The organism is Nocardia sienata NBRC 100364, from assembly GCF_001613205.1.
GTDB classification, from domain to species: domain Bacteria; phylum Actinomycetota; class Actinomycetes; order Mycobacteriales; family Mycobacteriaceae; genus Nocardia; species Nocardia sienata.
On sequence record NZ_BDBX01000075.1, the window covers coordinates 1 to 26571 of the forward strand.

Consider the following 26571-nt stretch of genomic DNA (forward strand, 5'->3'; position numbering starts at 1 on the left):
CGCCGCAGCGGCCCGGTCCGGATCAGCCCGGGCCGACCCGCCCGCCCGGCCGACCCGCCAGGGAGAATCCACCGGGCTCGAACCCGTCCCGTCCGGCGACCGGTAACCGGGCGGCGGTACCGCCGCCGGCGAAGCCCGCACCGGACCCGGCCAAGCGTCCGCCGACCGGGCAGCGCCCCGCAGCGACCCCGGTCGAACCAGGTGATCCGACCGCCGTGGTTCCGCAGCAGTCCGACCCCGCCCGGGGGGGTTCGCAGCCGGGTCGCGAGGCGCCACCGAAACGCTCCCGGCAATCTTCCGGCACACCTCGCCGGGGTAAGAACGCGAAAGCGGCCGCCGCGTTGGCCGCCGAGTCCCCCGAAACGGTCACCGATATCCTCGACCCGCTCGACGAGAGCGACTCCAGGATCAGCGGCCGGACCGACACCGCGGGGTGGCCCACCTCCGAACCGGCAGCCCCGGAAACGGTCGGCAAGCCGAGACGACGGCGCACCCCCGAAAGCCGGCGCAACAGGCGGCTACGGATCGCGGGCCGGGCCGGTGTCGCCTTCTTCTCCGTTCTCGCGCTGCTGATCACCGGGGGTGGTTGGAGCTACCTTCGCGCCACCGGCAACAGCTTCACGCAGGTATCCGCCCTCGCCGAGAACGAGGACGACGTCATCGACGCCCAAGCGCAGCTCGGTGACGAGAATTACCTGATCGTCGGCACCGACACCCGGGCCGGTGCGAACGGTGAGATCGGCGCGGGCAGCGTGGAAGACGCGGAGGGCGCTCGCGCCGACACCACGATGCTCGTGCACATCCCGAAGGACCGGTCGCGGGTCGTCGTGGTGTCCTTCCCGCGAGACCTCGACGTCACCCGGCCCGAGTGCAACAGCTTCGACAACGAGAAGAACACCTACACCGACGAGGTCTTCGATTCGGCCATGGGTGACAAGCTCAACGCGGTGTACGCGCTGGGCGGCCCCCGCTGCCTGCTGGCCACGATTCAGCGGCTGACCGGTAGCACCATCAACCACTTCATCGGGATCGACTTCGCCGGTTTCGAGCAGATGGTGGACAAGGTCAACGGTGTCGAGGTGTGTGTCTCCAAACCGCTCGAGGACGGGGTGCTCGGCACGATCATCCCGGAGGCCGGCCGGCACCGGATCAACGGCGCCACCGCACTGAACTATGTACGTGCCCGACACGTCTACGGCGAGGAACGCAGCGACTACGACCGGATCAACCGGCAGCAGAAGTTCCTCGCCGCCCTGCTGCGCGGCGCCCTGTCCGGGCAAGTGCTGCTGGATCCCGGCAAATTGAACGGATTCATCCAGGCGTTCACCAAAGCGACCTTCGTCGACAATGTGGCGCCCAACGACCTGCTCATGCTCGGCCGTTCGCTGCAGGACCTGGAAACGGGCGCGGTCACCTTCCTGACCGTCCCGACAGCGGGCACCACCTCGTACGGCAACGAGATCCCCCGCACCTCCGATATCCAGGCGATCTTCCGCGCCATCCGCGATGACCAGCCGCTGCCCGGCGAGAAGACCGCGCCCGCCCCGCCGCCGACCTCGGAGGCGCCGATCCCGCCGTCGCTGACCGCGGTGGATCCCAGCACGCTGTCGCTGCTGGTGTCCAATGGGTCGGGTATATCGGGTCTCGCCAACCAGACGGCCAGCCAGCTGGCCAATGTCGGCTTCAACATCTACAACGCCGACAACTACACCGAAGGCAACTCCGCGGATACCAAAGTCCGCTACTCCCCCGGTCACGAGGCCGAGGCGGCGACGGTGGCCAGCGCCGTCCCGGGAGCCACCATGGAACTCGACGAATCACTGGACAGCATCGTCGAGCTGGTGCTGGGTGAGAACTACCAGCAGGTGATCAACGAACCGACCACGGTCGGCAGTCCGATCACCGATGTGACCGCCACGAGTACCGCCCCCGCGGAACTGCCCACCGACCTCGAACACGTGAACGCCGGGGACGACCCCTGCGCCGCCTGACCGGGTATTCACTGCGGGCGAGGTCACCGGGTTATTCACCCGCTGTTGGTGACGTAGTCAGCGCATCGAACTAGTCTTTCGTTTCATGCGTGTCATCTACAACGAGCAAATGGCCGACCTCGCCCACCTGTTGGGCGAGATGGCCGGTATCGCCGGTTCGGCCATGGATCGCGCCACGCAGGCTCTGCTCCAGGCCGATCTGTCGCTGGCCGAGCAGGTCATCGGCGAAGGCGACCGGATCGCCGAAATGATCGCCGACGCCGAGGAGAAGTCGTTCGCACTGCTGGCTCTGCAGGCCCCGGTCGCGGGTGACCTCCGGCAGGTGGTCAGCGCGATCCAGATCGTCAACGACGTCAACCGGATGGGCACCCTGGCGCTGCATGTGGCCAAGGTGGCTCGTCGGCGGCATCCGAACCATGCCCTGCCCGAGGCGGTCAACGGCTATTTCGCAGAGATGGGCCGGATCGCGGTCAGTATGGGTAACGGCGCCCGAGAGGTGCTCGAGAGCCGGGATCCCGAACGCGCGGCCCAGCTGAACCAGGACGACGAGGCGATGGACGATCTGCACCGTCACCTGTTCACTCTGCTGATGGACCGCGAATGGAAGTACGGGGTGGCCGCGGCCGTCGATGTGACACTGCTGGGTCGCTATTACGAGCGTTTCGCCGACCACGCCGTCGAGATCGGCCGCCGGGTGATCTTCCTCGTGACCGGTGTGCTGCCCCCGGACACGGACACCGAGTCCTGACCCGGGTACTTCGCCCCCGATCGCCTGCGGGATGGTCCGCCCGGCCCGCGGCGTATGGCGGGTGTCGGCAGGCCCGGCCGATGGTGAGGAACAGAAAGGCCCGCACCGGATGGTGCGGGCCTTTCCTGCGTTCGGAGATCAGCCGAAACGGCCGGAGATGTAATCCTCGGTGGCCTTTTCACCCGGATTGGAGAAGATCTTCTCGGTATCGTCGATTTCGACGAGCCGGCCCGGTTTGCCCTGGGCCTCGAGATTGAAGAATCCGGTCTTATCACTCACCCGCGCCGCCTGCTGCATATTGTGGGTGACGATGACAATCGTGTATTCCTTCTTCAGCTCGGTGATCAGGTCCTCGATCGCCAGCGTGGAGATCGGGTCCAGGGCCGAACAGGGCTCGTCCATCAGCAGCACATCCGGGGACACCGCGATGGCGCGCGCGATGCACAGCCGCTGCTGCTGACCGCCGGAAAGCCCGCCGCCTGGCTTGTCCAGGCGGTCTTTCACCTCGTTCCACAGGTTCGCGCCGCGCAGCGAACGCTCGGCGACCTCGTCGAGTTCGCCCTTGTTGCGCACACCCTGCAGTTTGAGACCGGCCACCACATTGTCGCGAATGGACATTGTGGGAAAGGGGTTCGGCCGCTGGAACACCATGCCGATGGTGCGGCGCACGCCGACCGGATCCACCTGCGAGGCGTAGATGTCCTCGCCGTCGAGCATGACCGCGCCCTCGACCCTGGCGTTCGGTGTCACCTCGTGCATCCGGTTCAGCGACCGCAGCACGGTGGACTTCCCACAACCCGACGGACCGATGAAGGCGGTCACACTGCGCGGCAAGACGTTGAGCGACACATCGGCGACGGCGTGGAATTTGCCGTAGAAGATGTTCAGGTCTTTGATGTCGATCCGCTTGGCCATCTGTTTTCCGTTTCCGCCCTTATCGGTTCCGCGTGAGGAGCTTGTTGACAGCCGCGGCCGCCAGGTAGAGCACCGCGATCATGAGGATCAGCGTCAGCGCGGCACCCCACACCCGCTGCCGGCCCGCGTCCTCGGCGCTCTTCAATTCCTGGAAGATCAGCAGCGGCAGCGAAGCCATATTGCCGTCGAAGATGTTCATATTGATCGCCTTGCTGTAGCCGACCAGCACCAGCACTGGCGCCGTCTCGCCCATCACACGCGCCAGGGCGAGCAGGATCCCGGAGATCATGCCGGGCAGGGCGGTCGGGATGACGATCCGCACGATCGTCTTCCACTTCGGGATGCCGAGCGCGTAGGAGGCTTCGCGCAACTCGTCCGGCACGAGTTTGAGCATCTCCTCGGTATTGCGTACGACCACCGGGAGCATCAGCAGTACCAGGGCCAGCGCCACAGCGAACGAGCTCTGCGGGAAGCCCAGGGTCGCGATCCACAGCGCGAAGATGAAAAGCGCCGCGACGATGGAGGGGACACCGGCGAGGATATCGACCATGAAGGTGGTCACCTTGGCGAACCGGCCGGTGCCGTATTCGATCAGATAGACCGCCGCCATGATGCCGAGCGGTACGGCGATGACCGCGGCCACCGCCGACTGCACGATGGTGCCGTAGATGGCGTGGTACACGCCGCCGCCGGTCTGATCGGGCAGAATGCCCTTCTGCGAATTCTGCCACCACTCGAGCGACATGATGGCGCCGATGCCGTTGCTGACCACCATCCACAGCACCCAGCCCAGCGGGATCAGGGCGATGAGAAAGCACAGCGCGAACACCGCGGTCGCGATGTTGTTCTTGATCTTACGAGCCGTGCTCACGTCCCGGAAGGCCGGCGCCTTGATCGGCTTGTCGAGGCCGGTCGTGGTGGTGGTCATCAGCCGTTCACCTTTCCGCCTGCCGCGAGCCGGGCCAGCGCGTTCACGACGAAGGTCAACGCGAAGAGCACGAAGCCCGCCGCGATATAGGCACCGGTCGGCAGCGGCGCGCTGAATTCGGCCGCGGCCGAGGCGATTTTGGACGCGAAGGTGAAGCCGCCGTCGAACAGCGACCAGGTGCCCGGGGTCGCCGAGATCTTCAGGATGAGCAGGACCGCGATGGTCTCACCGAGCGCACGGCCCAGACCGAGCATGGAACCGGCGATCACACCGCTGCGGCCGTAGGGCAGGACGGTCATCCGCACGACCTCCCATTTGGTCGCGCCGAGCGCCTGGGCCGCCTCGATATGCGCCACCGGTGTCAGCGCGAAGACCTCACGCGAAACCGAAGTGATGATCGGCAGGATCATCACCGCCAGCACCACGCCGGCGGTGAAGATGGTGCCACCGCCGCCGATCGAGACATTGCCGTCGGAGAACAGGAAGAACCAGCCGAGGTTGCCGTTGAGGAACTCCTGGACCGGTTTCAGATACTCCGCCAGCACCAGCAGGCCCCACAGGCCGTACACGATCGAGGGCACCGCGGCCAGCAGATCGGTCAGCATGGAGAACGGCCGGGCGAGCCGCTTGGGTGCGTAGCGGGTGAGGAACAGCGCGATGCCGACACCGATCGGCACCGCGATGACCAACGCGAAAGCGGAGCTCAACACCGTCACCATGAACAGATCACGGATACCGAAGCGGAGGTTGTCCGCGTCACCGGTGTTGAACTCCGCGCTGGTGAAGAAGTTCACCTCGTCAGCCCGGAGCGAAGGTACCGCACGAATCAGCAGGAACAGTGCGATCAGCGCGATGGAGGCCACGATGATCGCCGCGGCGGTGGTCGCCAGCGATTTGAACACCAACTCGGCCCGCCTGCCATGACCGCGACTTTCACCGCCCAGCGGCGGCTTGCTCGGATGGCTCGACATTGATGCGGGGACTCCCGCCTTCGGCAGGTCCGTCGCGCTGGACGGACCTGCCGAGGCTACGTCTGGGTTGACTGTCATATTCGCGCTATCAGGAGATGGCGTTGATCGCCGTGGTCAGCTTGGTTTTGAACTCTTCCGGGATCGGCACGTAACCGTTGTCCGCCAGCCCTTCCTGGCCGTTGGTGACGGCGGAGGTCAGGAATGCCTTGACAGCGGTCGCGGTCGCCCCGTCGGTGTACTTCGAGCACACGATCTCATAGGTCGGCAGGATGATCGGGTAGGAGCCGGCCTCGGTGGGCTTGTAGAACGACGAGGTGTCGAGCACCAGGTCGTTGCCCTCGCCCTTGATCTTCACGCTGTTGATCGCCTTACCGGCGGTCTCGGAGGTCAGCTCGACCGGTTCCGGGCCGGCGGAGGTGATGATCCGGGCCACGGACAGGTTCTGCGATTTGGCGAACGACCACTCGTTGTAGGAAATGGAGTTCGGGGTGTTCTTCACCGCGGCCGAGGTGCCCTCGTTGCCCTGGGTGCCCTCGCCGACGCCGCCGTTGAAGACCTTGCCGGCGCCCTTGCCCCATGCGCCCTCGGACGCGGCGTCCAAGTAGAGCTGCAGGTTGTCGGTGGTGCCGGACTCGTCGGACCGGTACACGACCTTGATCGGCTCGGCGGGCAGCTGCTTGCCCTCGTTGAGCGCCTGGATCTCCGGGGCATTCCAGGTCTTGATGGTGCCGTTGAAGATCTTGGCCACGGTCGGGCCGTCGAGCGCGAGATCGGTGACGCCGTCGATGTTGTAGGTGATGGCGATCGGACCGAACACGGTCGGCAGGTTCCACGCGGGGGAAGCGCAGCGCTGCGCTGCCGCGGCGGGCTCGCCCTTCTTCTCGCTGAGCGGGGAGTCGCTACCGGCGAAGTCGGTCTGGCCGCCGAGGAATTCCTTGACGCCCGCACCGGAGCCGCTCGAGGTGTAGTTGAGGGTCTGGCCGTCACAATTGGTCTCGAAGGCGGCGGTGAAACGCTCGACGGCGTTCTTCTGCGCCGAGGAACCGCTGGCCTTCAGGGCCTCCTTGCCGCCGCAGGCGACGTCGGCGTTGGCCTCGATTCCGGTCGAGGACGCATTGTCGTCGCTGCCGCAGGCGGCCAGCGGCAGGGTCACGGCCGCGATCACACCGACGAGGGCGCTGCTGCGCTTGAACTTCACTCCAGTCCTCCGGATACGTCCTACTCGCCCGGTCCCTCACCGGCCCGGGCGCGTGTGGTGGTGCGGCCGTTCGCGGGGAACTCGCACACCAGGCGGCCCACTGCCGCCCAGAATCAAACTAGGGCGCGTCGGTAGACAGCTGGACCAGGGCAAGTGAACGGAAGGTGAACAGGGCGGCGCGAACTCGTCCGATATGTGTGATGTTTGCCGCGCCGTTACTCCGCGCATACCGATACGCGGCATTCCGGCGCCCGGCCGTAAGAGTCGCACCCCGGCCGGTAACCATCCTGTTCGGTGACCTCAGCCCGGTATCGAGTAGGCGATATCGATATGCGCCGGGGCGAAATCCAGCCCACGATAGGTGCGGACCGCGGCCGCGTTGTCCGCCTCGGTGTAGAGCAGAACCTCACCCAGCCCCGCATCGCGGAGGTGGTGCAGGCCGATCAGGGTGAGCAGCCGGCCGAGTCCGCGACCCTGGGCAGCCGGATCGATCCCGACCACGTACACCTCACCGGCCGGAGGATCGTCGTCACGATGAACTTTGGTCCAGTGGAATCCGAGCAACCGCTGCGGCTCCCGCGGGTCGAAGGCCAGGAAGAGTCCGGCCGGATCGAACCACGGTTCGGCGCGGCGCTCTTCCAGTTCGCGCGCCGACCAGCCGCCCTGCTCAGGATGCCAATCGAAAGCCGCGTTGTTGACCCGCAGGAGCTCGGCGTCGTCGGCCGGGCCGCGGTAGGTGCGGACCATGAGCCCGTCGGGCACCTCGACAGACGGTAGCTCAGGGGTTGCCAGCGGGCGCCGCATCTGCCAGAGCTCTCGCGCGGCCGACAGTCCCAGCCGCCGCGCCACCGCCTGGGCGGCGGGCAGTTTCCCGTGCGCCCAGATCCGGGCTCCCGGCCCGCCGGCGGCCAGCGCGGCCGCCACCAGATCGCCACCGATCCCGCGCCCTCGCCATTCCGGGGCCACTGCCGCCTCGGCCATGGCGGGGTGCTCGCCGTGCGCCGGAGTCAGACTCGCGTACCCGGCCACCTCGTCCCCCGCGACGGCCAGCAGGTGGCGGACCGGCGATTCCCGGCGCAGGCCCAGCAGGACCTGTTCGGAAACCGGCGCGACGCCGTCGGCTGTCGCCGCGGCGTCGAGCAGCGCGCTCACCTGGTCGGCACGGGCGGGAGCGGGAAGCTCGTGCCACTGCAATTCGTATTCACCCATAGCTGCCGCACTCACTGGGCCGTGCCGTTGACCGGCGCCATCGAATCCTCTTCGGTTTCGTCCTTGCCGCCGCCCGCGGACCGGGCATCGGAGTCGTTCCTGTTGTTCGAACGGGCGGGCCGCACCGCTTTGTACCCGACATTGCGCACGGTGCCGATCAACGACTCGTACTCACTGCCCAGCTTCGCCCGCAACCGCCGGACGTGCACATCGACGGTCCGAGTGCCGCCGAAGAAGTCGTAACCCCACACCTCCTGCAGCAGCTGGGCACGGGTGAACACCCGGCCGGCGTGCTGGGCGAGGTATTTCAGCAGCTCGAACTCCTTGTAGGTCAGATCGAGCGGGCGCCCGCGCAGCCGCGCGGTATAGGTGCCCTCGTCGATCACCAGCTCGCCGAGGGTGATCTTCCCGGAATTCTCCGGGCCGGCCGACCCGCCGGTCCGGCCGACGAGCAGGCGGAGCCGGGCGTCCAGTTCCGCGGGCCCGGTACTGGGCAGGAGAATATCGTCGAGACCCCAGTCGGCGTTCACCGCGACCAGCCCACCCTCGGTGAGCACGGCGACCACGGGGACCGACGACCCGGTGCTGCCGAGCAGCCGGCACAGGCCGCGGGCGGCCGCCAGATCCGAACGCGCGTCCACCAGCGCGATATCGGCGGTACCCGCCTCCAGCAGCGACGCCACCTCGGTGGGCGCGGGCCGCACATTGTGCGCGAGCAGCGACAGCGAGGGCAGAACCGATTCGGGGTCGGGGTCGGAGGTCAGCAGGAGCAGCTCCACAAGCACTCCTCCCATCTCGTAGCTACGCGAAAGCCAGCTTCGTCGCCGTCGCCACGTTGCTCATCCATATGTAATCGCTGCAAGATTAGCGCGTCCGACCCGATGACCTCGTATTCCGGGTGACGCGGACAGGGCCGTACCCGCCCACCGGCGCGAAGCCCGCCGGGGGTGCGTCCACTAGGGTGCATGCCATGCGGAAGCTGATCATCGGACTGCTGTGCCTGGCAGGGTTGGCAGTGGTCGTCGATTTCGGTGCGGCCGCATATTCGGAGTACCGCGTCTCGAGGTCGCTGAAGGTCGGCGCCGATCTCAGCGCCGATCCCGAGGTCACCTTCCACGGCTTCCCGTTCCTTCGGCAGGCGCTCGACGGCCGCTACGACAATATCGAGATCAAGGCCGACAGCGTCCGGCCCGATATCCCCGGCGAAATCGGCCTGGAGGCCACGCTGCTGGGGATGAACCTCCCGCTAGGCGATCTGGTCGACGGGCGGGTGCGCAACGTGCCGGTCGAGCAGGTCGACGTCCGGATGCGGGTCGCGCCCACCGAACTGGGCCGCCTGTTCGGTATCCCGGATCTGGAGGTCCATTCCCGCCCGGCGGACAAATCCGACGGCACCGGCGGCTCGGGCGGCTCGGGAATGACCACGGCGGGGGCCCTGGTACTGACCGGGACGCTGCCGTCGGCGCCGAGCGGACAGCAGGGCGCGAGTTTCGCCGGCGAACGGGTGAGCGTCGCGGCCGACCTGCTGCTCGACGGCGACCAGGTGCGGATCGTGGCCACCGGCCTGTATTCGGAGGAGATCTCGCCGGTCCCCTCCAAGCCGGTCGTCGACGACGCCGACATCCCGGCGGTGCTGGCGATGTTCACCCGTACCATCGATACGAAGGAACTGCCGTTCGGTATCCGACCCACCGAAGTGACCGCCCTGGGCGGCCATATCGTGGTCGAGGGCCGGGGTAGCGATGTGACGATCGATTTGAACAGATTGCGGCGCCCATGATCGAGATCACCATTCTGGCGGTAATGCTGCTGGCCGGGCTGGCCGTCGGCCTGTACCTGCGCCGGCGCGAGGGCGCGGTGCGCTCCGCCCCGGTCACCCTCGACCGCGACACCGGCGCGCGTGACGATCTGCTCGTCGCCGCCGGAGTCACCGGGTCGGGACCCGCGGTACTGCATTTCTCCGCCGATTGGTGCGGCCCCTGCGCGGCGGTCCGCCGGGTCGTCGCCGACGCCACCGGCGATCTGGCCGACTCCCCGCAGCCGCCGCGCGATATCGAAATCGATATCGACGCCGACCCGGCGCTGGCCAGGGCCCTCAATGTGCTGTCGCTGCCGACCACCTTCGTATTCGACGCCGAGGGCCGGGAACGGTTCCGGATCTCCGGTGTGCCCAAGACCAGCGATCTGCGCAGCGCGCTCACCCCGCTGACGGCCGGTTCGACCGCCGGCTGAGCTGCGTTTATTTGCCCCGCCTCCGGCGGGGCGGGTCGGGGCAGGCGGAAGAAGTTTCCGGATGCGCTGCCCCGAACGGGCCCGTGTAGGTCCGCAGCACTGCAGGTGCTCGGTGGCCGCCGCTCCCCGGACGACGGATACCGTCCGGTAAGGCCCCTGTCCAGGAGCGGACACCCCTCCCCATTGGCACACCGGAGTAATTGGGTAGACTGCCCGTGTGCAAAACCACCGCGAGCTGATGCTCACCCGTCGCCGCACAGTCGACCTGTGCCGCCTCGGTGGTTGTTGCTGCCTGTGCCGCTGAGCGGTCGGGTCTACTTTTCCTGACGCCGACCACGGTTCGTCGCGCGAGCGATTTCATCCCCCGGCGAACCGGCCGAATTGCCGAAAAGTTCGAGCGCAGGAGCTTTGTTCATGTCCACTATCACCACCGTTACGAACCGAGTCGATATCCGCGGCCCCCGTTTCGTGGCCTGGGTGACCACCGGCGTCCTGGTCCTGATCCTGCTGCTCGCCGCGTTCGCCCCGATCGCCGCCACGGTGCTGGTCGCTGGCCAGGCGCTGGTGTTCGCGCTCGGCGCCTGGCTCGGGCCGCGCCGGCACCCGTACGGCCTGATCTACGCGCGCTTCGTCGCGCCGCGCCTGGGCCCGGTCACCGAGACCGAACCGACCGCCCCGTTACGATTCGCCCAGTTGCTCGGTTTCGTGTTCGCCGCGGTGAGCCTGCTGGGCTTCCTCCTCGGCAGCACCGCCGTGGGCGCGCTGTTCGCCGGGTTCGCCCTGTTCGCGGCGTTCCTCAACGCCGCGTTCGGCATCTGCCTCGGCTGCAAGCTGTACCCGCTGATCGCGCGGCTGCGCACCCCGTCCGAATCCCCCGCATCGAACTGAACACCGATCCGCTGTCACCACTGAAAGGGAAAACATGGCTCGCTCCGATGTCCTGGTCTCCGTCGACTGGGCCGAAGAGAACCTCAAGACCCCCGGCGTCGTTTTCGTCGAGGTCGACGAGGACACCACCGCCTACGAAGGCGGGCACATCGAGGGCGCCGTCCGGCTCGACTGGAAGAAGGACCTGCAGGACCAGGTTCGTCGTGATTTCGTGAACCAGGAGCAGTTCTCCGCACTGCTCTCCGAGCGCGGTATCGCCAACGACGACGAGGTGGTCCTCTACGGCGGCAACAACAACTGGTTCGCCGCCTACGCCTACTGGTACTTCAAGCTGTACGGCCACAACAACGTCAAGCTGCTCGACGGCGGCCGCAAGAAGTGGGAGCTCGACGGACGCCCGTTGTCCACCGACGCGGTGAGCCGGCCGGCCACCCAGTACAAGGCCGCGGAGCCGGACAACACCATCCGCGCCTTCCGGGACGAGGTCATCGCGGCCATCGGCACCAAGAACCTGGTCGATGTGCGCTCCCCCGACGAGTTCTCGGGCAAGATCCTGGCCCCGGCGCACCTGCCGCAGGAACAGAGCCAGCGCCCCGGTCACATCCCCGGCGCGATCAACGTACCGTGGAGCAAGGCCGCCAACGAGGACGGCACCTTCCGTTCCGATGAGGAGCTCGCCGAGCTCTACGGTGCGGCCGGCCTGGACGGAAACAAGGAAACCATCGCCTACTGCCGTATCGGCGAGCGCTCCTCGCACACCTGGTTCGTGCTGCAGGAGCTGCTCGGACACCAGAACGTCAAGAACTACGATGGCAGCTGGACCGAATACGGCTCGCTCGTCGGCGCCCCTATCGAGTTGGGAGAATAACCAGCATGTGTGCAGCACCTACCCAGGGCCAGGCCATCCCGGCCGGGGTCGATGTGGAGAAGGAGACGGTCATCACCGGCCGGGTTCTGGCCACGGACGGTGAGCCCGTAGCGGGCGCCTTCGTGCGACTGCTGGACGGCAACGGGGATTTCACCGCCGAGGTCGTCGCCTCGGGCACCGGTGACTTCCGTTTCTTCGCGGCGCCGGGCACCTGGACGCTGCGCGCGCTCTCCTCGGCGGGCAACGGCACGGCCGAGCTCCGCCCCGACGGCCCGGGCATCCACAACCTGGACGTCGCCGTCTCGAAGTAGGACGGGACCGCACGGCCCGGGATACGCCCTCTCACAGGGCGTATCCCGGGCCGTTCCGTTTCCCGCCCGCCGCGTCGCCGAACACACCGCTGCCCCGCGCGAGGCCCGGCGCCGGAATTCCGCCCGCACGATCCTTTCGTCCACGGCGAATGATCGGCATTCGTGGCCGGAGTCACGAGGGCCCCGTCCCGCCTCGCCGGAGGCGGGCAATAGAATCGGTCTGTGGTCCTCTTCTTCGAGATTCTGCTGATCGCCGTATCGATCCTCATCGGATGGTTCGGCCTGTACGTCTTCTACCGGCTGTTCACCGAATCATGAGCGGTCTCGCGAGCGAAGGTTCCGATCCGGCCGAGCGAGCGAGCGACAACAGCAACGGAAGGCCTCCGGCCGATACCCACGGCCAGAACGGTAACGGCCGTCCGGCCGACAGCCCCTCGTCTCTGAGCGGCGATCGGGCGGTGGCCGATGCGGCCGAGCGTGCCAAGGCGACCGGCGGCCGTAACATCCCGGTGCTCCCGGACCTCCCGCTCCCCGACGATACGGCGAATCTGCGCCTGGGCCCGGACCTGAATCCGGCCATGCTGGCGCTGCTGCCGATGGTCGGCGTCTGGCGCGGCGAGGGCGAGGGCAACAACCCTGAGCGCGGGGACTACCGCTTCGGGCAGCAGATCGTGGTCTCCCACGACGGCGGCGACTATCTGAGCTGGGATTCACGCTCCTGGTTCGTGGAATCCGACGGCAGCTACGGTGGCCCGGATCTGCGTGAGACCGGATTCTGGCGGGTCGGGGTCGACGGTAGCGACGAGGTGCTGGAACTGCTGCTCACCCACAGCACCGGAATCGTAGAACTCTTCTACGGCACCGCACTCACCCAGGCGTCCTGGGAACTGGCCACCGATGTGGTGATCCGCAGCCAATCCGGCGCGGTGGTGGGCGGCGCGAAACGTTTGTACGGGATCGTCGAGGGCGGCGATCTGGCCTATGTGGAGGAGCGGGTGGTGGCCGACGGCCCGCTGCAGCCGCGCCTGTCCGCACGGCTGCAGCGCTATATCGGCTGACCCCGGCGCCGCGGGGGTCCCGGATACAGAACGACCCCCGAGCCGTATCGGCGCGGGCCCGTGGTGTGAACACCGGTGGGTCTCGCGGCCGATCCCGATCGGACGGATCGGGGACTCGGGGGCCGGGTGGCTGCCGTGGATTCGCTCAACTCTGTAGCGATCGGAATCCGAAAGGACAGCCGGCTACAGCGCTCAGCTGGCAGCCACCTCACGCGTCCTGAGAATTTCCATTCTTGGGATCACCTCCTTCCTTGTGTATCTCCGAACTTAGCCACCACCGGCGGTAGTCGGCAACGGAATTTCGTCGAGGGCGTAATGGGTGGTTTTGCCGTCCGCGAAAGCGGCCCGGACCTGGCCCGATTCATCGACGGTGATAACCAGGCCGGCGCGATGCCCGGCCGGCAGTTGATGTGTGACCACCACCACATCGCGGTCGGCCGCGACCAGACCGCTGTCGATATCGAGCAGCTCCCGCAACAGCTGTTCGCCGGCGACGGCGTCGAGGTGTTCGGTGGGTTCGTCCAGCAGGAGCGCGCGGGCGGGCGATACCAGGGCGCGCGCGAGCAGGATGCGGCGCCGCTGCCCGCCCGAGACCGCGGCGGCGCCGCCGGGGAGGTCGGTGTGCACGCCGTCGGGCAGTCCGTCCAGCCAGTCCCCCAGGCCCACCGTCCGCAGCGCCTGCTCGGCGGTCGCGGCATCGAGATCACCGCGGGCCACTCGCAGGTTCTCCAGCACGCTGGTACCGAACAGATGGGCGTCCTCGGCGAAGAACCGCACCTGGTCGTCCGGTTCGTCGAAAAGACCGGCCCAGGCCATCAACAGTGTGGTTTTACCGGCACCGCTGGGCCCGACCACCACGATCCTGGATGCCTGCGGACGCTCCGGGATCTGCCACTGCCCGTCGCCCACCCAGCCGATGACCACTCCGTCGGCGCGGCTGTCGGCGTAGGGGAACGGATGCGGATATCCGCCGGTGCCGAACCGTTTGCGGGTGCCGGTACTCCACGGCCTGGCTGCGGTAATGCCCGCGACGGGTTCGTCCTGTTCGCGGGATTTCGGGCGGTGATCGGGCGATACCGCCCGCAACCGGTGCAGGGCGGCGCGCGCGATGGTGAGGGTCTGCGCGGCGGCCGGCAGCGGGCCGGTCGCCTCGAAGGCGGATAGCGGAAGCAGCACCAGCACAGCCAGCCCCATCGGGGTCATCGCGCCCGGCGTGCCCCCACCAGGACCGTAAACGATGATCCCGATCAGCAGGGCGGCGAGCACGGTCACCCCGGTGGCCAACGGGATCGCGGCCGCCGCCCAGGCATTGCGGCCGGCGGCCCGGTCCTCGGCCGCCAGCGCCCGCCGGTTCGCGGCCGCCGCGGTGTCCAGCGCGGCCTCCAGCTTTCCGGCGACCCGCAGTTCCGCGGCATGGTCGAGCACGGTGAAGGCGTGCGCGGCGAATTCGGCGCGGTCCCCACGCGCCGATCGCTCGGCGGCCGCCGCAGCGCGAGCCGAGAGCCAGGGGGCGACGATTCCGGAGAATGCCAGTGCTGCCGCCAGCACCCCGGCGGCCGGTAGCGAAATGCAGGCCAGTAACCCCACCGCCGCCACTGCCAGCACCAGCGCGACTGCGATCGGTACGAAAGTCCGGACCACCACCGCGCCGAGATCGTCGATATCGGTGCCCACCCGCACCAGCATGTCCCCGCGCCGCAGTCGGCCGGGCACCCCGGGGCCGCCCGGGGCAGTGGGGACGGTGGGGCCACCCGCGGCGACTGCTGGTAAATCGGCACGGCGGGTCAGCCACAGCGGCGCGCCGGCCAGAGCGCGGTACACCGTGTTGCGGGCGGCGGTCATCGAACGCAGGGCGACATCGTGGGTGGCGAGCCGCTCCAGATACCGGCAGAGTCCGCGGGAGATACCCAATGCCCGCACCGCGACCACCGCGACGGTGAGGTCCAGTACCGGCGGCATCTGCCAGGCCCGGGCGATCAGCCAGGCAGCGAGCGCGGCGAGCCCGAGCGCGCTGCCCAGGGCCGCGACGCCCCAACCGGTCGCGTACGCCAGCCGCCGGCGGGATACCTCCAGCAGATCCCATATCTGACGGATATCGCGCAGCAGCAGCCGCAGCCGGGCCCGGCGGCGGCCCGCGCGGGGCCGGCGGCGCGGAGGGCGAGTGGTTTCGGTTCGAGAGCTCATCGCAATATTCGAGGGCGGGTCGTCGGTACCGCGACGATCTGGTCGGCTGCGGACAGTAGGGCCGGTCGATGGGCGACCACGACCACGGTCGCGCCGGTACGCGCCGAAGTGGTGAGGGCCGCCGCCACCGCGACTTCGCTGTCGGGATCCAGATGGGCGGTCGGTTCATCCAGCAACAGGATCGGGCGATCCGCGGCCAGGACCCGGGTCAGCGCGAGCCGCTGCCGTTGACCGAGGGACAGTCCGATCCCCCCGGACCCGACCACGGTATCCCACCCATCGGGCAAAGCCTCGAGCACGGCGTCGAAACCGGTTACGGCACAGGCGGCGTCCAATTCGCTGAGCACCCGGGCCGGGCCCCGGCGTGCCGGTCCGGCGACGGTGGCACCGAGCAGTTCGAGGTTTTCCCGGAGCGTGCCCGGGACGAGTACCGGCCGCTGCGGGAGCCAGGCCAGCCGCGCCCACCACTGCTCGGCCGGGATCTCCCGGATATCGACGCCGTCGGCGAACACCGCGCCGCGGGTGGGTTCGATCAATCCCAGGATCGCCTGCAGCGCGGTCGATTTCCCGGAGCCGTTGGATCCGGTGAGCGCGGTGACGGCGCCGGGGCGGAATACGGCGTGCAGACCGTCCGGTGCGGCACCGTCCCTGGAATCGATTGTCAGATCACGGAGTTCGATGACACCCGCGCCAGGAGAACCGTTCCGATGGTGCCGCGTTCCGCCGACGCCCACCGCGCTGGAAGCCGAGGTCACCGCGCTGGAAGCCGAGGTCACCGCGCTGGAAGCCGAGGTCACCGCGCTGGAAGCCGAGGTCACGGTGCCGGAGGCCGAGGTCACGGTGCCGGAGGCCGAGGTCGTCACCGTGGCGGAAGCCGGGCTCACCACTGCGCTGGAAGCCGAGGTCACCGCCGTATCGGGGGCCGACTTCGCCCCGGCCCGAGGGCGTGCTTCCGCGCCCCGGGCGTCCGGCGCCGAGATCGTGTCCGCGGCGCCTGCAGGCGCGGGGTCCAGGACAGCGAAAGCCCGGTCGGCGGCCGCCATTCCGTCCTGTGCGGCATGGAAACGTTCCCCCACGGTTCGCAGCGGCAGGTAGACCTCCGGGGCCAGGACCAGGGCGACGATTCCGGCATAGAGGCTCATATCGCCGTGCACCAGACGCATCCCGATCGCCACCGCCACCAGTGCGACCGAGAGGGTGGCCAGCAGTTCGAGCACCATCGAGGACAGGAACGCGATCCGCAGTGCGCCCATGGTGCGACGGTGCAGCGTTTCGCCGAGTTCCCGGACGCGGCCGCTCATCGTGCGTCCGGGGATATCGGTTGCCGCCCCGGTCTCGCGGCCGAGGGCGCGCAGGGTGGGCATACCGGCGAACAGGTCCAGCAGTTGATCGGAGAGCCGCGTGGTGGCCGCGAGTGTCTCCCGGGCCCGTCCTTCGGTGAGCAGGCCGATGAGGACCATGAATATCGGGATCAGCGGCAGGGTGATCACCACGATGACCGCCGAGGTGAGGTCGTGGACGGCGATCACCGCCAGCAGCACCGGGGGTACGAGGACCGCGAGCAGTAATGCGGGCACATAACCGGTCAGGTAGGCACGCAAACCGTTGAGGCCGCTGCCCACCACCACCGCCAGTTCGGTCCGCCGCGTCTCGAGTTCCCGGGGCGGGAGTCCGGCGCCTGCGGCGAGGACCGCCTGTTCGAGTTCGGTGACGACCCGGGCGCCGGCCCGGTGCGCGATCCGCGACTGCCACCACGCCGCCAGTACCCGCCCGCCGAGGGCGAGTGCGAGCAGCACCAGTTCCGCGCTCCACGCGCCGAGAAAGCGGCGACCGGGGTCGGTGATCACCCCGGCCAGTACCCGTCCCAGCAGCACGGCCGCGCAGGCGATGGTGACCGTGGTCACCAGCGACAGCGCGACGCTCAGTGCGAGATAGCGCCGCGCCGAACGCGCGTACCGCCACAGGCGAGGGTCCACGGGCGGGCGGGCCATTGGCTCACTCCTCGGTGACAACGCGGGGTGGAAGTCCGATTCCAGGTGGGATGTGTTCGACACTAATGCGTTTCCGGAACACCCAGTAGGTCCAGGCCTGATAACCCAGCACCACCGGGGTCACGATCACCGCGGCCCAGCTCATCACCTTCAGCGTGTACGGGGTCGAGGAGGCATTGTCCACGGTCAGGTTGAACGCCGGGTCGATCGTGGAGGGCAGCACATCCGGGAACAGCGCGCCGAACAGCAGCGCGGTGGCGGCGAGCACGGTGAGCGCGGTCCCGGCGAAGGACCAGCCGTCGCGCCCGGCCAGCAGTGCCGCGGCGCCGCCGAGCAACCCGAACACAGCCAGTGCCAGCGGAATCCAGGTCCAGCCCGATCCGTAGGCGAACTGGGTCCACAGGCCGAAGCCGACCACGACCAGGGTCGTCGGCACCAGCAGCAGGCGGGCGGCGCGGTGCGCGTCGTCGCGGACCTCGCCGGCGGTCTTGAGCGCCAGGAACACCGCCCCGTGCAATGCGAACAGCAGCCCGGTCGTGAGCGCGCCCAGGAGCGCGTACGGGCCGAACAACTCGCCGAAGGCACCGGTGAACTGTTTGTCGGCGTCCAGCGGCACGCCGCGCACAATATTGGCGAATACCCAGCCCCAGGCCAGCGCGGGCACCCAGGAACCGATCCCGATACCGAGGTCACAGCGCGCACGCCAGCGCGGATCGTCGATCTTGCCGCGGTATTCGATCGCGCAGATGCGCAGGATCAATGCCACCAGCAGCAGCAGCAACGCCAGATAGAAACCGGAGAACATGCTCGCGTACCACTCCGGGAACGCGGCGAACAGCGCACCGCCGGCGGTGATCAACCAGACCTCGTTACCGTCCCACACCGGGCCGATGGTGTTCAGAACGACCCGGCGGCGGGTGTCCGCGGTGAGCGCGTCAGGCCTGGAGGAGGCAGCCTGCGTAACCACGGAGGGCCCGCGCTCACCGCGCGTGTATGCGGATCCCCGGCCGAGGATCGGCATGAGCATGCCGACTCCGAAGTCGAAACCCTCGAGCACGAAGTACCCGGTGAAGAGCACCCCGATCAGTACGAACCAGAATTCCTGCAGTCCCATACCCGGCTCCTAGTAGGCGAACGAAAGCTGTTCGGCGACAGGTTTCTCCGCGGACTCGGCCGCGGGGGCGCCCGCCGGCCGATCCGGCCCCTCGAGCACATAGCGCCGCATGAGGTAGAACCACACGACGGCGAGCAGCCCGTAGACCACCGTGAAGGTGATCAGCGAGACCCATACCGTCGCGGTCGCGTGGTCGGAGACGCCCTGCTGCACCAGCAGCCGCAGATCCTGGTCACCGGTGGGGTTGGGCACCACGACCCAGGGCTGGCGGCCCATCTCGGTGAAGACCCAGCCGGCCGCGTTGGCCAGGAACGGGGTCGGGATGGCGAGCAGGCTCAGCCACGAGAACCAGCGCTGATCCGGGACGCGGCCGCGCCTGGTCATCCACAACCCGGCGAAGACCAGCAGGGCGGACCCGGCGGCGAGGCCGATCATGGCGCGGAACGACCAGTAGGTGACAAAGAGGTTGGGCCGGTAGTCGCCGGGCCCGAACTTCTCGTTGTAGGCCCGCTGCAGATCGACGACGCCCTCCAGTTCCACCCCGGTGAACTTGCCCTCCGCCAGCCAGGGCAGCACGAACGGCACCTCGAGTACATGGGTGACGCTGTCGCAGTTGTTGTGCGTGCCGACCGTGAGGATCGAGAAGTTCGGGTCGGTCTCGGTGTGGCACAGCGATTCCGCCGAGGCCATTTTCATGGGCTGCTGCTCGAACATCAGCTTGCCCTGGACGTCGCCGGTATAGACCAGCGCGAGACCGGCAACCACTACCACCAGCAGTGACACTCGCGCCGCCGGACGCCACACGGTGCGTGCCTCGGCGAGTTCACCGGTATCGCCGCTGCGCGCCTTGCGGACCATCCACCAGCCCGCGATTCCGGCGACGAAGGTGCCCGCGGTGAGGAACGATCCCGCGACCACGTGGGGAAAGGCGGCCAGCGCGGTGTTGTTGGTGAGCAGTTCGGTGATGCTCGACAATTCGGCCCGCCCGGTTTCCGGGTTGTACCGGGCACCCACCGGGTGCTGCATGAAGGAATTGGCCGCGATGATGAAGTACGCGGAGGCGTTGACGCCGATCGCCACCATCCAGATGGTGCCGAGATGAACAAGTTTGGGCAGCCGCGACCAGCCGAATATCCAGAGTCCGATGAAAGTGGACTCCATGAAGAAGGCCACGAGGCCTTCCAGCGCCAGCGGTGCGCCGAAAACATCGCCGACGAATCGGGAGTATTCGCTCCAGTTCATTCCGAACTGGAATTCCTGCACGATTCCGGTGGCCACGCCCAGAGCGAAATTGATCAGGAACAGTTTCCCGAAGAATTTGGTGAGCCGGTACCAGTGCTCCTTGCCGGTGACGACCCACGCCGTCTGCATTCCCGCCACGAGCGGCGCGAGGCCGATCGTCAGGGGTACGAACAAGAAGTGGTAGACGGTCGTGATGCCGAATTGCCATCGCGAGACATCCAGGGCGTCCACACCGAGCCTCCTGTTACTACGACGTGTCGTAGACCCAGACTACGCGTCGCCGCGGCTCTATCAATGTGTCGGCGGACACGACGGGCACAGCGATACATCCGCGGCCCGGCAACGGTTCCCGTCACACCGGTCGGGTTGTGCTCGCCCGGTTCCGCTCGCGATCACCAATCGGCGATGGTCCCGGCCCGTTCGATCCCCCGATCGACCATCTCGACGATCTCCGAAACCGATTCCGGCGCCGACATCCGTACGCCGTCAAGGGAATTGACCCGTGCGGCGAGCGTCACACTGCTGAGCATCCAGATACTGTCGCAGTCGAACAGGTCGGCGGTGAACAACGGTTCGTAGCGGCAGTCGTAGCCACGACGTTCGGCCTCGGCGTACAGGGCCCGCTGGGTGGTCCCGGGCAGCACCCCGTTCTTCGCCGGTGGCGTGATCAGTTGTTTGCCCCGGGCGATCACCACCGTGGAGCGCGGGCCCTCCAGTACGCGGTGCTCGGTACTGGTGAAGATCACGTCGTCGGCGCCCATCCGGGCGGCGAACCGCAGCGCGGCCATATTCGTCGCGTAGGACAGCGTTTTCGCGCCGAGCAATTGCCAGGGCGCCGCCTGGGCGAGGTCGATCGAGATGCCCCGGGTCAAGGTGACCACAGCGACGCCCTCGGTTCTCGCCGCCGCCACTCGTTCGGCCAGCGCCGTCACCATGACGAAGGTCGTCGGGACCGGCACCGCCTCGGACAACTCGCCGGAGCGCAGCCCCGCCTTGGGGCTACCCAGCGCGCTCTCCCGGCCGCGGGTCAGCACCAGGCGCATGACGCCTTCCTCTTCGCTGCCCCATTCCTTGGCCGCGGTTTCGATCGCGCTGCGCCACCGGGCCAGGTCCGGCTCGGGTAGGTCGAGCGCTTGGGCGGAGCGGCGCAGCCGGGCCAGATGGAAATCGAGCGCGCAGACCGTGCCACCGCGGACCAGAGCCGTTTCGAAAATTCCGTCGCCACGCAGGACGCCGATATCGTCGGCATACAGCAACGGCTGGTCCGCATCGCGGACCTCGCCGTCGAGTGTTACAAGAACTCGATCCACCATGGCACGAGCGTAGGCCAACACCGCGCACTATGACGGACAGAAATTCGGGCGGCTCGGACAATATCGGCCGATTTCCCGGCCACTGATACCGCAGCATCCGCCCGGGGTCCACCATTTCGGTCGCGCGGGCGGCACTGGCTAAGGTCGGGCAATGGCGCGACGGACGGAAATCGACCCCGGCGCAGTGCGAGCCGCGGTGACCGCGGTCCGGGAATGGTTGCTCGACGAGAGCCGGCCGGCCCCGGCCCGGGCCGATCTGGCGGCGGCGGTGCGCGGGACCGCGCGGGCCCTGGCCGCGGCCGCCCCCGGACATTCGGTGGAGGTACGGGTCCCGCCCTTCGTCGCGGTGCAGTGCGTCGAAGGCCTCCGGCACACCCGCGGCACTCCGCCCAATGTGGTGGAGACCGACGCGCGGACATGGCTGTTGCTGGCGACCGGGCTCGAAGAGTTCACCACGGCTCTCGCCGCGGGCACGGTGGATGCCTCCGGCAGCCGGGCCGCCGAGATCGGTCGCTGGCTGCCGCTGGTCCCGGTACGCCCCGAGGACTGACCGCGCGGCGAATCGCCTGGTCAACCCCCCGCTGATGCGCGAGAGGGCGATTTACTCCTAGAGTGGAAGCCGTGTCCGTGCTCGCCGCACCCAGCCCTGTCCTCGCAGTACCGGGAGCCGTCGCGGCCCCGGCCGGTTCCCTGGACGAGTCCGTCCCCTGGCATTACGGCGACCCGCTCGGCGAACAACGCGCCGCCGTCGAACGCGTGGCGATCGTGGACCGTTCGCACCGGTTCGTACTCACCGTCACCGGCGCCGAACGGCTCAGCTGGCTGCACACCATCACCAGCCAGCACATCACCGACCTGGGCGAGGGCCGCTCCGCGGAGAACCTCGACCTCGATCTCAACGGCCGGGTACTGCACCATTTCGTGCTCACCGAACTGGACTCGACGGTGTGGATCGACACCGAGGGCGACCGGGGCCCCGGTCTGCTGGATTTCCTGACCAAAATGGTTTTCTGGTCCGATGCCCAGCCGCGGGAGGCGGCCGATCACGCTGTCGTGAGCCTGCTCGGTCCGGGTGTCGCGACGCTGACCGGCGTACTCGGCGTCGACCGGTTGCCCGAGATCTATGAGGCGGTCGCGGTTCCGGCCGGCGGTTTCCTGCGCCGGATGCCCTGGCCGACCGCGGACTCCTTCGATCTCGTCCTGCCCCGCGAACAGCTCATGTCGCGGTGGAACGAGCTGACCGCCGCCGGAGCCGAACCGGCCGGTTCCTGGGCCTACGAGGCCCTGCGTGTGGCCGCCGTGCGGCCCCGGATCGGCCTCGATACCGACGATCGCACCATCCCGCACGAGGTGAACTGGATCGGCGGACCCGCCGAGCACGGGGCCGTCCACCTGGACAAGGGCTGCTACCGCGGCCAGGAAACCGTGGCCCGGGTCCATAATCTCGGCAAACCGCCGCGCCGGCTGGTCCTGCTGCATCTGGACGGTTCCGCCGACGAGCGGCCCGCCCCCGGCGAACCGGTCACCGCCGGCAATCGCGCGGTGGGTGTTCTCGGCACCACGATCGATCACTACGAACTGGGCCCTGTCGCGCTCGCGCTGATAAAGCGGTCCGTCCCCACCGACACCCGGCTGACCGTGGGCGGCACCGCCGCGGCCATCGACCCCGATTCGGTGATCGCCGACGACACCCCGCAGGCCGGGCGTCGCGCCGTCGAACGGCTCCGTGGCCGCTGATCCGCGCCCGTCGACGAGCCGAGAGGAGACAGCTGTGCACGTCGGTGCCACCGGCCGGGTACTGGCCGCCTGTGTCGTCCATGCCGACCTCGAGGTACCGGGCCGGGTAGGGCGCAGTGCGATCGACAAGCGCCCGGTCCCCGGCCGGGTGCGGGCCGGGCGACTCGGGCTCGACGGCGATCACGTGTGCAACACCCGCGACCACGGTGGCGTCCACCAGGCGGTGTACGGCTACGCCGAGGAGGACGCCCGGAACTGGTCGGCCGAGCTCGGCCGCACGCTCGAACCCGGCTGGTTCGGGGAGAACCTGCGTATCTCCGGGCTGCCGCTCAGCGACGCCGTGCTCGGTGCGCGCTGCCGCGTAGGCGACGCCCTGCTCGAGGTCAGCGCGCCCCGGGTGCCGTGCGCCACCTTCGGGCACTGGTCCGGGGAACGGCAGTGGGTGCGCCGGTTCGCCCTGCGCGCGAGCACCGGCTGCTATTTCCGGGTCCTCACCGAAGGCGAGGTGGGCGCCGGTGACCCGGTCGAGTTCGTGCACGTACCCGAGCACGGGATCACCGTCCGCGATGTCTTCACCGGCGCCGACCCCGCACGACTCGAACGGTTGCTCACCGCCGAGCCCACCATCTCCGACGAGATCCGCGCGCAGATCGCCCGGCACACGCGCCGTCGCACCGCGGCGGCCGAGCCGGCCCCGGAACAGGAGGCGATCGGATGAGCGTGGACCTGGTCGAGGTGGTGCGCTCCGGGTTTCGGGAATGTGTGCACCGGGGCTCGGTGGTGATCATCGGACCCGACGGCGAACCGACCTTCGCGGCCGGCTCGGTGCACGTGCCGATCTATCCACGCTCCACCAACAAACCGCTACAAGCGCTGACTCTGCTCAAACAGGGTTTCGATCCGCTCGACGACGCGGAACTCGCGATTGCGACCGCTTCACACACCGGCGAACCCGAGCACATCGAATTGGTCGAGCGGTTGCTGCGCCGCTTCGGATTCGGCGAGGACGATCTGGCCTGTCCCCCGGACCTGCCCGGTGACGAGCGAACCCGAGCCGGAGTGCTCTACCGCGGCGAGAAACCCGCCAAGCGGTATATGAACTGCTCGGGCAAACACGCCGCCATGCTGGCGACCTGCGCGGTGAACGGCTGGCCGGTCACCGGCTATACCGAGGTCGGCCACCCGTTGCAGCAGGCGGTGCTGGCCCAGATCATCGAGACGACCGGGGAGCCGGAAACCGATCTCGGCATCGACGGCTGCGGCCTACCCATCGTTCCCGTATCACTGACGAATCTGGCGCGTGCCTTCGCGACCCTGGCCACCGCCCCCGACGGCACACCCGAACACCGGATCGCCACGGCGCTCCGCGCGCACCCACGGGTGATTTCGGGCACCAACGGCCCCGATCTGCTGACCATGAACGCTGTCCCCGAACTCCTCTGCAAGATCGGCGCCGATGGCGTTCACGCCGGAGCGTTGCCCGACGGCAGCGCCTTCGCCTACAAGATCGACGACGGCGCCGACCGCGCCAGAATCCCGCTGACCATGGCAGTCCTGCAGCGTATGGGCGTCGAGTGGTCCGATGAATTGGCGGCGCTGGCGGCCCCGCCGGTGCTGGGTGGCGGAACCCGGGTCGGTGTGATCCGGGTCATACCCGGCTCGGTTCCGCCTGGGGACTGAGCGGCGAAACATCGGCAAACCGGTCGGTCGATCCGGCCGATAGCCGACTCGTGGAAGCGCGACGGCCGGACACGCGCTAAAGTGTCTGTCAGGAAGATATTAATTCGAACGGGGCCGCCACCAATCCCCAGGCCGCCCCGCTGTGACGCGAGGGGGTCAGCCATGGGCCGTGGCCGGGCTAAGGCAAAGCAGACCAAGGTTGCGCGCGAGCTCAAGTACAGCTCGCCGTCGACCGACTTCGCGAGCCTTCAGCGCGAGCTTTCCGGTAGCGACAACGCCCCACGCGGTGGCGTCCTGTCGGATGAGCACGACGCGGACAATTCCTTGTCCAAGTGGGACGAGGACGACGACTACGACAGCTGGCGCCGCTGATCAGGGTGCATACGCTCGGGGGAGGCCGTAGGCCTCCCTTTCGGTCGTTTACGCCGGTTCGCGCCGTTTCCCGCCGGTTTGCCCGGCGGTGGACGACGTGAACCGGCGGTACGACCCGAGCGGCACTCGAATCATCGCGTCGGTTCCGACCGAGAGTCGGTGGGCGATCTATCACCCGCCGGGCGGAAGTCGAGTCCGAGAAGTCCGGTCACCGCGCTGGGGCTCGCGCTCCGAGTGCACGACTACGGAACGCCGATAGCTGCGCGTTGACCCGCGGGCCGTCGGAACCGCGCCGTCGCTGTTTCAGGACACGCGCAACATCGAACGCGCGGAAGACGAATGGAACCCGGAAGATCCGGCCGCCGGATCACGACGGCCGGACCGCGGATCAGAAACGCGGATGATCTCCGAGCAGAACCGCCCGCGGCGCATCCACATCCTTGGCTTTCTTCACACTGCCCAGCGTCCAGCACTCGATATGGCGCGCGGTCAGCACCGCCAGCGCGCGATCGACATCCTCGGGCGCGACCACGGCGACCATACCGACGCCCATATTGAACGTCTTCTCCATCTCCACGCGCTCCACCCGGCCACGCTGCGCGATCATCTTGAAAACCGGCGCCGGATTCCAGGTCCCGCGGTCGAGTTCGGCCACCAGCCCCGCGGGCAGCACCCGAGCGAGGTTCGCGGCCAGACCACCACCGGTGATATGCGCGAACGTCCGCACATCGGTCTCGGCGATCAACGCCAGGCAATCCTTGGCATAGATCCGGGTGGGCTCCAGTAACTCCTCACCGAGCGTGCGGCCGAACTCCTCCACATGTCCGGTCAACGCCATCCGGTCGATCTCCAGCAGCACCTTGCGCGCCAGACTGTAACCGTTGGAATGCAGCCCCGACGAACCCATCGCGATCACCACATCCCCCGGACGCACCCGGTCGGGCCCGAGCAGATCATCGGCTTCGACCACACCGACCCCGGTCGCCGACAGATCGTAGTCCTGGGCGCCCATCATCCCCGGATGCTCGGCCGTCTCACCGCCCAGCAACGCGCAACCGGCCCGCACACACCCCTCGGCGATACCGGCCACCAGCTCGGCCACCCGCTCCGGCACCACCTTGCCGACGGCGATGTAATCCTGCAGGAACAACGGCTCGGCCCCGCACACCACCAGATCGTCGACGACCATGGCCACCAGGTCCAGACCCACCGTGTCGTGCTTGTCCAGCGCCTGGGCCACCGCGATCTTCGTACCGACCCCATCGGTCGACGAAGCCAGCAACGGCTCCCGATAGCTCTTCTTCAGCGCGAACAACCCGGCGAAGCCACCGATCCCGCCCTGCACCTCGGGCCGGCTCGCCTTACGCGCCAGCGGGGCGAACAACTCGACAGCCCTGTCACCGGCCTCGATATCCACTCCAGCTGCGGCATAGGACGCACCGGCACCGGTGGGGTTCTGCTCAGTCATTGTCGGGGAAAGCTCCAAACCGAATTCGCGGATAATTGCCTGCTCAGAGTTTATGGCGTCGCCCCGAAGCGCGGGGGGCCGGGCTGTGTTTATCGGCGGCGCCTGCGGCGCCGCGGGGTCGAGGCCCCCTTGGTCTCGCCGTTCAGGCCTCGA

The 26571-nt window shown here is 68.2% G+C and carries 25 protein-coding genes; 13 read left to right on the forward strand and 12 right to left on the reverse strand.

Annotated elements, in window-relative coordinates:
- The coding region (locus tag NS4_RS29260) for an LCP family protein (RefSeq protein ID WP_369690235.1) at positions 1 to 1991 on the forward strand (1991 nt) is incomplete at its 5' end.
- A gap of 85 nt (positions 1992 to 2076) precedes the next feature.
- The gene (gene phoU, locus NS4_RS29265) at positions 2077 to 2739 is read left to right on the forward strand and encodes a phosphate signaling complex protein PhoU (protein ID WP_063062716.1); all 663 of its coding nucleotides are present in this window, start codon (positions 2077 to 2079) and stop codon (positions 2737 to 2739) included.
- Positions 2740 to 2877: 138 nt separating this feature from the next.
- Here the strand turns inward: phoU and pstB are convergent, their stop codons facing one another.
- The 6 genes from pstB to NS4_RS29295 all read right to left on the reverse strand — a co-directional run bounded on the left by pstB (position 2878) and on the right by NS4_RS29295 (position 8739).
- Positions 2878 to 3654 carry a phosphate ABC transporter ATP-binding protein PstB gene (pstB, locus tag NS4_RS29270; RefSeq protein ID WP_063062717.1) on the reverse strand — a complete coding sequence of 259 codons (777 nt, stop codon included), beginning with the start codon at positions 3652 to 3654 and terminating at the stop codon, positions 2878 to 2880.
- Between the two features lie 19 nt (positions 3655 to 3673).
- Positions 3674 to 4582 (reverse strand): phosphate ABC transporter permease PstA, encoded by a 909-nt coding sequence (gene pstA / locus NS4_RS29275; protein ID WP_063062718.1) that lies wholly within the window; start codon positions 4580 to 4582, stop codon positions 3674 to 3676.
- Positions 4582 to 5553 (reverse strand): phosphate ABC transporter permease subunit PstC, encoded by a 972-nt coding sequence (pstC, locus tag NS4_RS29280; protein ID WP_063062719.1) that lies wholly within the window; start codon positions 5551 to 5553, stop codon positions 4582 to 4584. The genes pstA and pstC overlap by 1 nt, the downstream gene beginning before the upstream one ends.
- Positions 5554 to 5641: 88 nt before the next feature.
- Positions 5642 to 6751 carry a phosphate ABC transporter substrate-binding protein PstS gene (gene pstS / locus NS4_RS29285; RefSeq protein ID WP_063062720.1) on the reverse strand — a complete coding sequence of 370 codons (1110 nt, stop codon included), beginning with the start codon at positions 6749 to 6751 and terminating at the stop codon, positions 5642 to 5644.
- Between the two features lie 300 nt (positions 6752 to 7051).
- Positions 7052 to 7960: a mycothiol synthase gene (gene mshD / locus NS4_RS29290; RefSeq protein WP_157106320.1), complete on the reverse strand. Its 909-nt coding sequence runs from the start codon at positions 7958 to 7960 to the stop codon at positions 7052 to 7054.
- Between the two features lie 11 nt (positions 7961 to 7971).
- The gene (locus tag NS4_RS29295; RefSeq protein ID WP_063062721.1) at positions 7972 to 8739 is read right to left on the reverse strand and encodes a winged helix-turn-helix transcriptional regulator; all 768 of its coding nucleotides are present in this window, start codon (positions 8737 to 8739) and stop codon (positions 7972 to 7974) included.
- Between the two features lie 191 nt (positions 8740 to 8930).
- Here NS4_RS29295 and NS4_RS29300 point away from each other — a divergent pair, with 191 nt between their 5' ends.
- From NS4_RS29300 to NS4_RS29325, 6 genes are all read left to right on the forward strand, one after another.
- Positions 8931 to 9740, forward strand: a complete 810-nt coding sequence (locus NS4_RS29300; RefSeq protein WP_063062722.1) for an LmeA family phospholipid-binding protein — start codon at positions 8931 to 8933, stop codon at positions 9738 to 9740.
- A complete protein-coding gene (locus tag NS4_RS29305; protein WP_063062723.1) occupies positions 9737 to 10192 on the forward strand; it encodes a thioredoxin family protein in 456 nt (151 codons plus the stop codon). Before NS4_RS29300 ends, NS4_RS29305 begins: the two co-directional genes overlap by 4 nt.
- Positions 10193 to 10606: 414 nt before the next feature.
- On the forward strand, positions 10607 to 11080 hold the full coding sequence (locus NS4_RS29310) for a DUF4395 domain-containing protein (protein ID WP_063062724.1): 474 nt from the start codon (positions 10607 to 10609) through the stop codon (positions 11078 to 11080).
- A 34-nt stretch (positions 11081 to 11114) separates the two neighbouring features.
- A complete protein-coding gene (locus tag NS4_RS29315; RefSeq protein ID WP_063062725.1) occupies positions 11115 to 11948 on the forward strand; it encodes a sulfurtransferase in 834 nt (277 codons plus the stop codon).
- Positions 11949 to 11953: 5 nt separating this feature from the next.
- Positions 11954 to 12259: a DUF1416 domain-containing protein gene (locus tag NS4_RS29320; protein WP_030522845.1), complete on the forward strand. Its 306-nt coding sequence runs from the start codon at positions 11954 to 11956 to the stop codon at positions 12257 to 12259.
- A 314-nt stretch (positions 12260 to 12573) separates the two neighbouring features.
- Positions 12574 to 13317 (forward strand): heme-binding beta-barrel domain-containing protein, encoded by a 744-nt coding sequence (locus NS4_RS29325; RefSeq protein ID WP_063062726.1) that lies wholly within the window; start codon positions 12574 to 12576, stop codon positions 13315 to 13317.
- A gap of 267 nt (positions 13318 to 13584) precedes the next feature.
- Here the strand turns inward: NS4_RS29325 and cydC are convergent, their stop codons facing one another.
- From cydC to NS4_RS29350, 5 genes are all read right to left on the reverse strand, one after another.
- On the reverse strand, positions 13585 to 15501 hold the full coding sequence (gene cydC / locus NS4_RS29330) for a thiol reductant ABC exporter subunit CydC (protein WP_157106321.1): 1917 nt from the start codon (positions 15499 to 15501) through the stop codon (positions 13585 to 13587).
- Positions 15498 to 17492: an ABC transporter ATP-binding protein/permease gene (locus NS4_RS29335; protein WP_063062727.1), complete on the reverse strand. Its 1995-nt coding sequence runs from the start codon at positions 17490 to 17492 to the stop codon at positions 15498 to 15500. Before NS4_RS29335 ends, cydC begins: the two co-directional genes overlap by 4 nt.
- Positions 17493 to 17496: 4 nt before the next feature.
- Positions 17497 to 18606 (reverse strand): cytochrome d ubiquinol oxidase subunit II, encoded by a 1110-nt coding sequence (gene cydB / locus NS4_RS29340; RefSeq protein WP_063062728.1) that lies wholly within the window; start codon positions 18604 to 18606, stop codon positions 17497 to 17499.
- A gap of 9 nt (positions 18607 to 18615) precedes the next feature.
- Entirely contained in the window at positions 18616 to 20079 is a 1464-nt protein-coding gene (locus NS4_RS29345; RefSeq protein ID WP_063062729.1) for a cytochrome ubiquinol oxidase subunit I, read from the reverse strand.
- Between the two features lie 161 nt (positions 20080 to 20240).
- A complete protein-coding gene (locus NS4_RS29350) occupies positions 20241 to 21161 on the reverse strand; it encodes an aminodeoxychorismate lyase (RefSeq protein WP_063062730.1) in 921 nt (306 codons plus the stop codon).
- A gap of 151 nt (positions 21162 to 21312) precedes the next feature.
- On the opposite strand from NS4_RS29350, the gene NS4_RS29355 reads away from it, so the two are divergent.
- From NS4_RS29355 to NS4_RS29375, 5 genes are all read left to right on the forward strand, one after another.
- Positions 21313 to 21711, forward strand: a complete 399-nt coding sequence (locus NS4_RS29355; RefSeq protein ID WP_063062731.1) for a sterol carrier family protein — start codon at positions 21313 to 21315, stop codon at positions 21709 to 21711.
- Positions 21712 to 21782: 71 nt separating this feature from the next.
- Positions 21783 to 22898 (forward strand): CAF17-like 4Fe-4S cluster assembly/insertion protein YgfZ, encoded by a 1116-nt coding sequence (gene ygfZ, locus NS4_RS29360; protein ID WP_084487833.1) that lies wholly within the window; start codon positions 21783 to 21785, stop codon positions 22896 to 22898.
- A 34-nt stretch (positions 22899 to 22932) separates the two neighbouring features.
- The gene (locus NS4_RS29365; protein ID WP_063062733.1) at positions 22933 to 23616 is read left to right on the forward strand and encodes an MOSC domain-containing protein; all 684 of its coding nucleotides are present in this window, start codon (positions 22933 to 22935) and stop codon (positions 23614 to 23616) included.
- The gene (locus NS4_RS29370) at positions 23613 to 24578 is read left to right on the forward strand and encodes an asparaginase (RefSeq protein WP_063062734.1); all 966 of its coding nucleotides are present in this window, start codon (positions 23613 to 23615) and stop codon (positions 24576 to 24578) included. The genes NS4_RS29365 and NS4_RS29370 overlap by 4 nt, the downstream gene beginning before the upstream one ends.
- A 162-nt stretch (positions 24579 to 24740) precedes the next feature.
- On the forward strand, positions 24741 to 24950 hold the full coding sequence (locus NS4_RS29375; protein ID WP_039821949.1) for a DUF3073 domain-containing protein: 210 nt from the start codon (positions 24741 to 24743) through the stop codon (positions 24948 to 24950).
- 388 nt (positions 24951 to 25338) lie between these two features.
- On the opposite strand, the gene purM is transcribed toward NS4_RS29375, so the two are convergent.
- The gene (purM, locus tag NS4_RS29380) at positions 25339 to 26418 is read right to left on the reverse strand and encodes a phosphoribosylformylglycinamidine cyclo-ligase (RefSeq protein WP_063062735.1); all 1080 of its coding nucleotides are present in this window, start codon (positions 26416 to 26418) and stop codon (positions 25339 to 25341) included.
- Between the last annotated feature and the right edge of the window lie 153 nt (positions 26419 to 26571).

Excerpts from the sequence above, each read along its gene's own strand:
- NS4_RS29305 (WP_063062723.1), top strand. The coding sequence starts at position 9,737 with ATGATCGAGATCACCATTCTGGCGGTAATGCTGCTGGCCGGGCTGGCC.
- pstB (WP_063062717.1), bottom strand. The coding sequence starts at position 3,654 with ATGGCCAAGCGGATCGACATCAAAGACCTGAACATCTTCTACGGCAAA.
- pstC (WP_063062719.1), bottom strand. The coding sequence starts at position 5,553 with ATGTCGAGCCATCCGAGCAAGCCGCCGCTGGGCGGTGAAAGTCGCGGT.
- NS4_RS29335 (WP_063062727.1), bottom strand. The coding sequence starts at position 17,492 with ATGGCCCGCCCGCCCGTGGACCCTCGCCTGTGGCGGTACGCGCGTTCG.
- cydC (WP_157106321.1), bottom strand. The coding sequence starts at position 15,501 with ATGAGCTCTCGAACCGAAACCACTCGCCCTCCGCGCCGCCGGCCCCGC.
- pstA (WP_063062718.1), bottom strand. The coding sequence starts at position 4,582 with ATGACCACCACCACGACCGGCCTCGACAAGCCGATCAAGGCGCCGGCC.
- NS4_RS29310 (WP_063062724.1), top strand. The coding sequence starts at position 10,607 with ATGTCCACTATCACCACCGTTACGAACCGAGTCGATATCCGCGGCCCC.
- phoU (WP_063062716.1), top strand. The coding sequence starts at position 2,077 with ATGCGTGTCATCTACAACGAGCAAATGGCCGACCTCGCCCACCTGTTG.
- NS4_RS29325 (WP_063062726.1), top strand. The coding sequence starts at position 12,574 with ATGAGCGGTCTCGCGAGCGAAGGTTCCGATCCGGCCGAGCGAGCGAGC.
- NS4_RS29320 (WP_030522845.1), top strand. The coding sequence starts at position 11,954 with ATGTGTGCAGCACCTACCCAGGGCCAGGCCATCCCGGCCGGGGTCGAT.
- mshD (WP_157106320.1), bottom strand. The coding sequence starts at position 7,960 with ATGGGTGAATACGAATTGCAGTGGCACGAGCTTCCCGCTCCCGCCCGT.
- NS4_RS29315 (WP_063062725.1), top strand. The coding sequence starts at position 11,115 with ATGGCTCGCTCCGATGTCCTGGTCTCCGTCGACTGGGCCGAAGAGAAC.
- NS4_RS29375 (WP_039821949.1), top strand. The coding sequence starts at position 24,741 with ATGGGCCGTGGCCGGGCTAAGGCAAAGCAGACCAAGGTTGCGCGCGAG.
- NS4_RS29300 (WP_063062722.1), top strand. The coding sequence starts at position 8,931 with ATGCGGAAGCTGATCATCGGACTGCTGTGCCTGGCAGGGTTGGCAGTG.
- NS4_RS29350 (WP_063062730.1), bottom strand. The coding sequence starts at position 21,161 with ATGGTGGATCGAGTTCTTGTAACACTCGACGGCGAGGTCCGCGATGCG.
- purM (WP_063062735.1), bottom strand. The coding sequence starts at position 26,418 with ATGACTGAGCAGAACCCCACCGGTGCCGGTGCGTCCTATGCCGCAGCT.
- NS4_RS29355 (WP_063062731.1), top strand. The coding sequence starts at position 21,313 with ATGGCGCGACGGACGGAAATCGACCCCGGCGCAGTGCGAGCCGCGGTG.
- NS4_RS29370 (WP_063062734.1), top strand. The coding sequence starts at position 23,613 with ATGAGCGTGGACCTGGTCGAGGTGGTGCGCTCCGGGTTTCGGGAATGT.
- cydB (WP_063062728.1), bottom strand. The coding sequence starts at position 18,606 with ATGGGACTGCAGGAATTCTGGTTCGTACTGATCGGGGTGCTCTTCACC.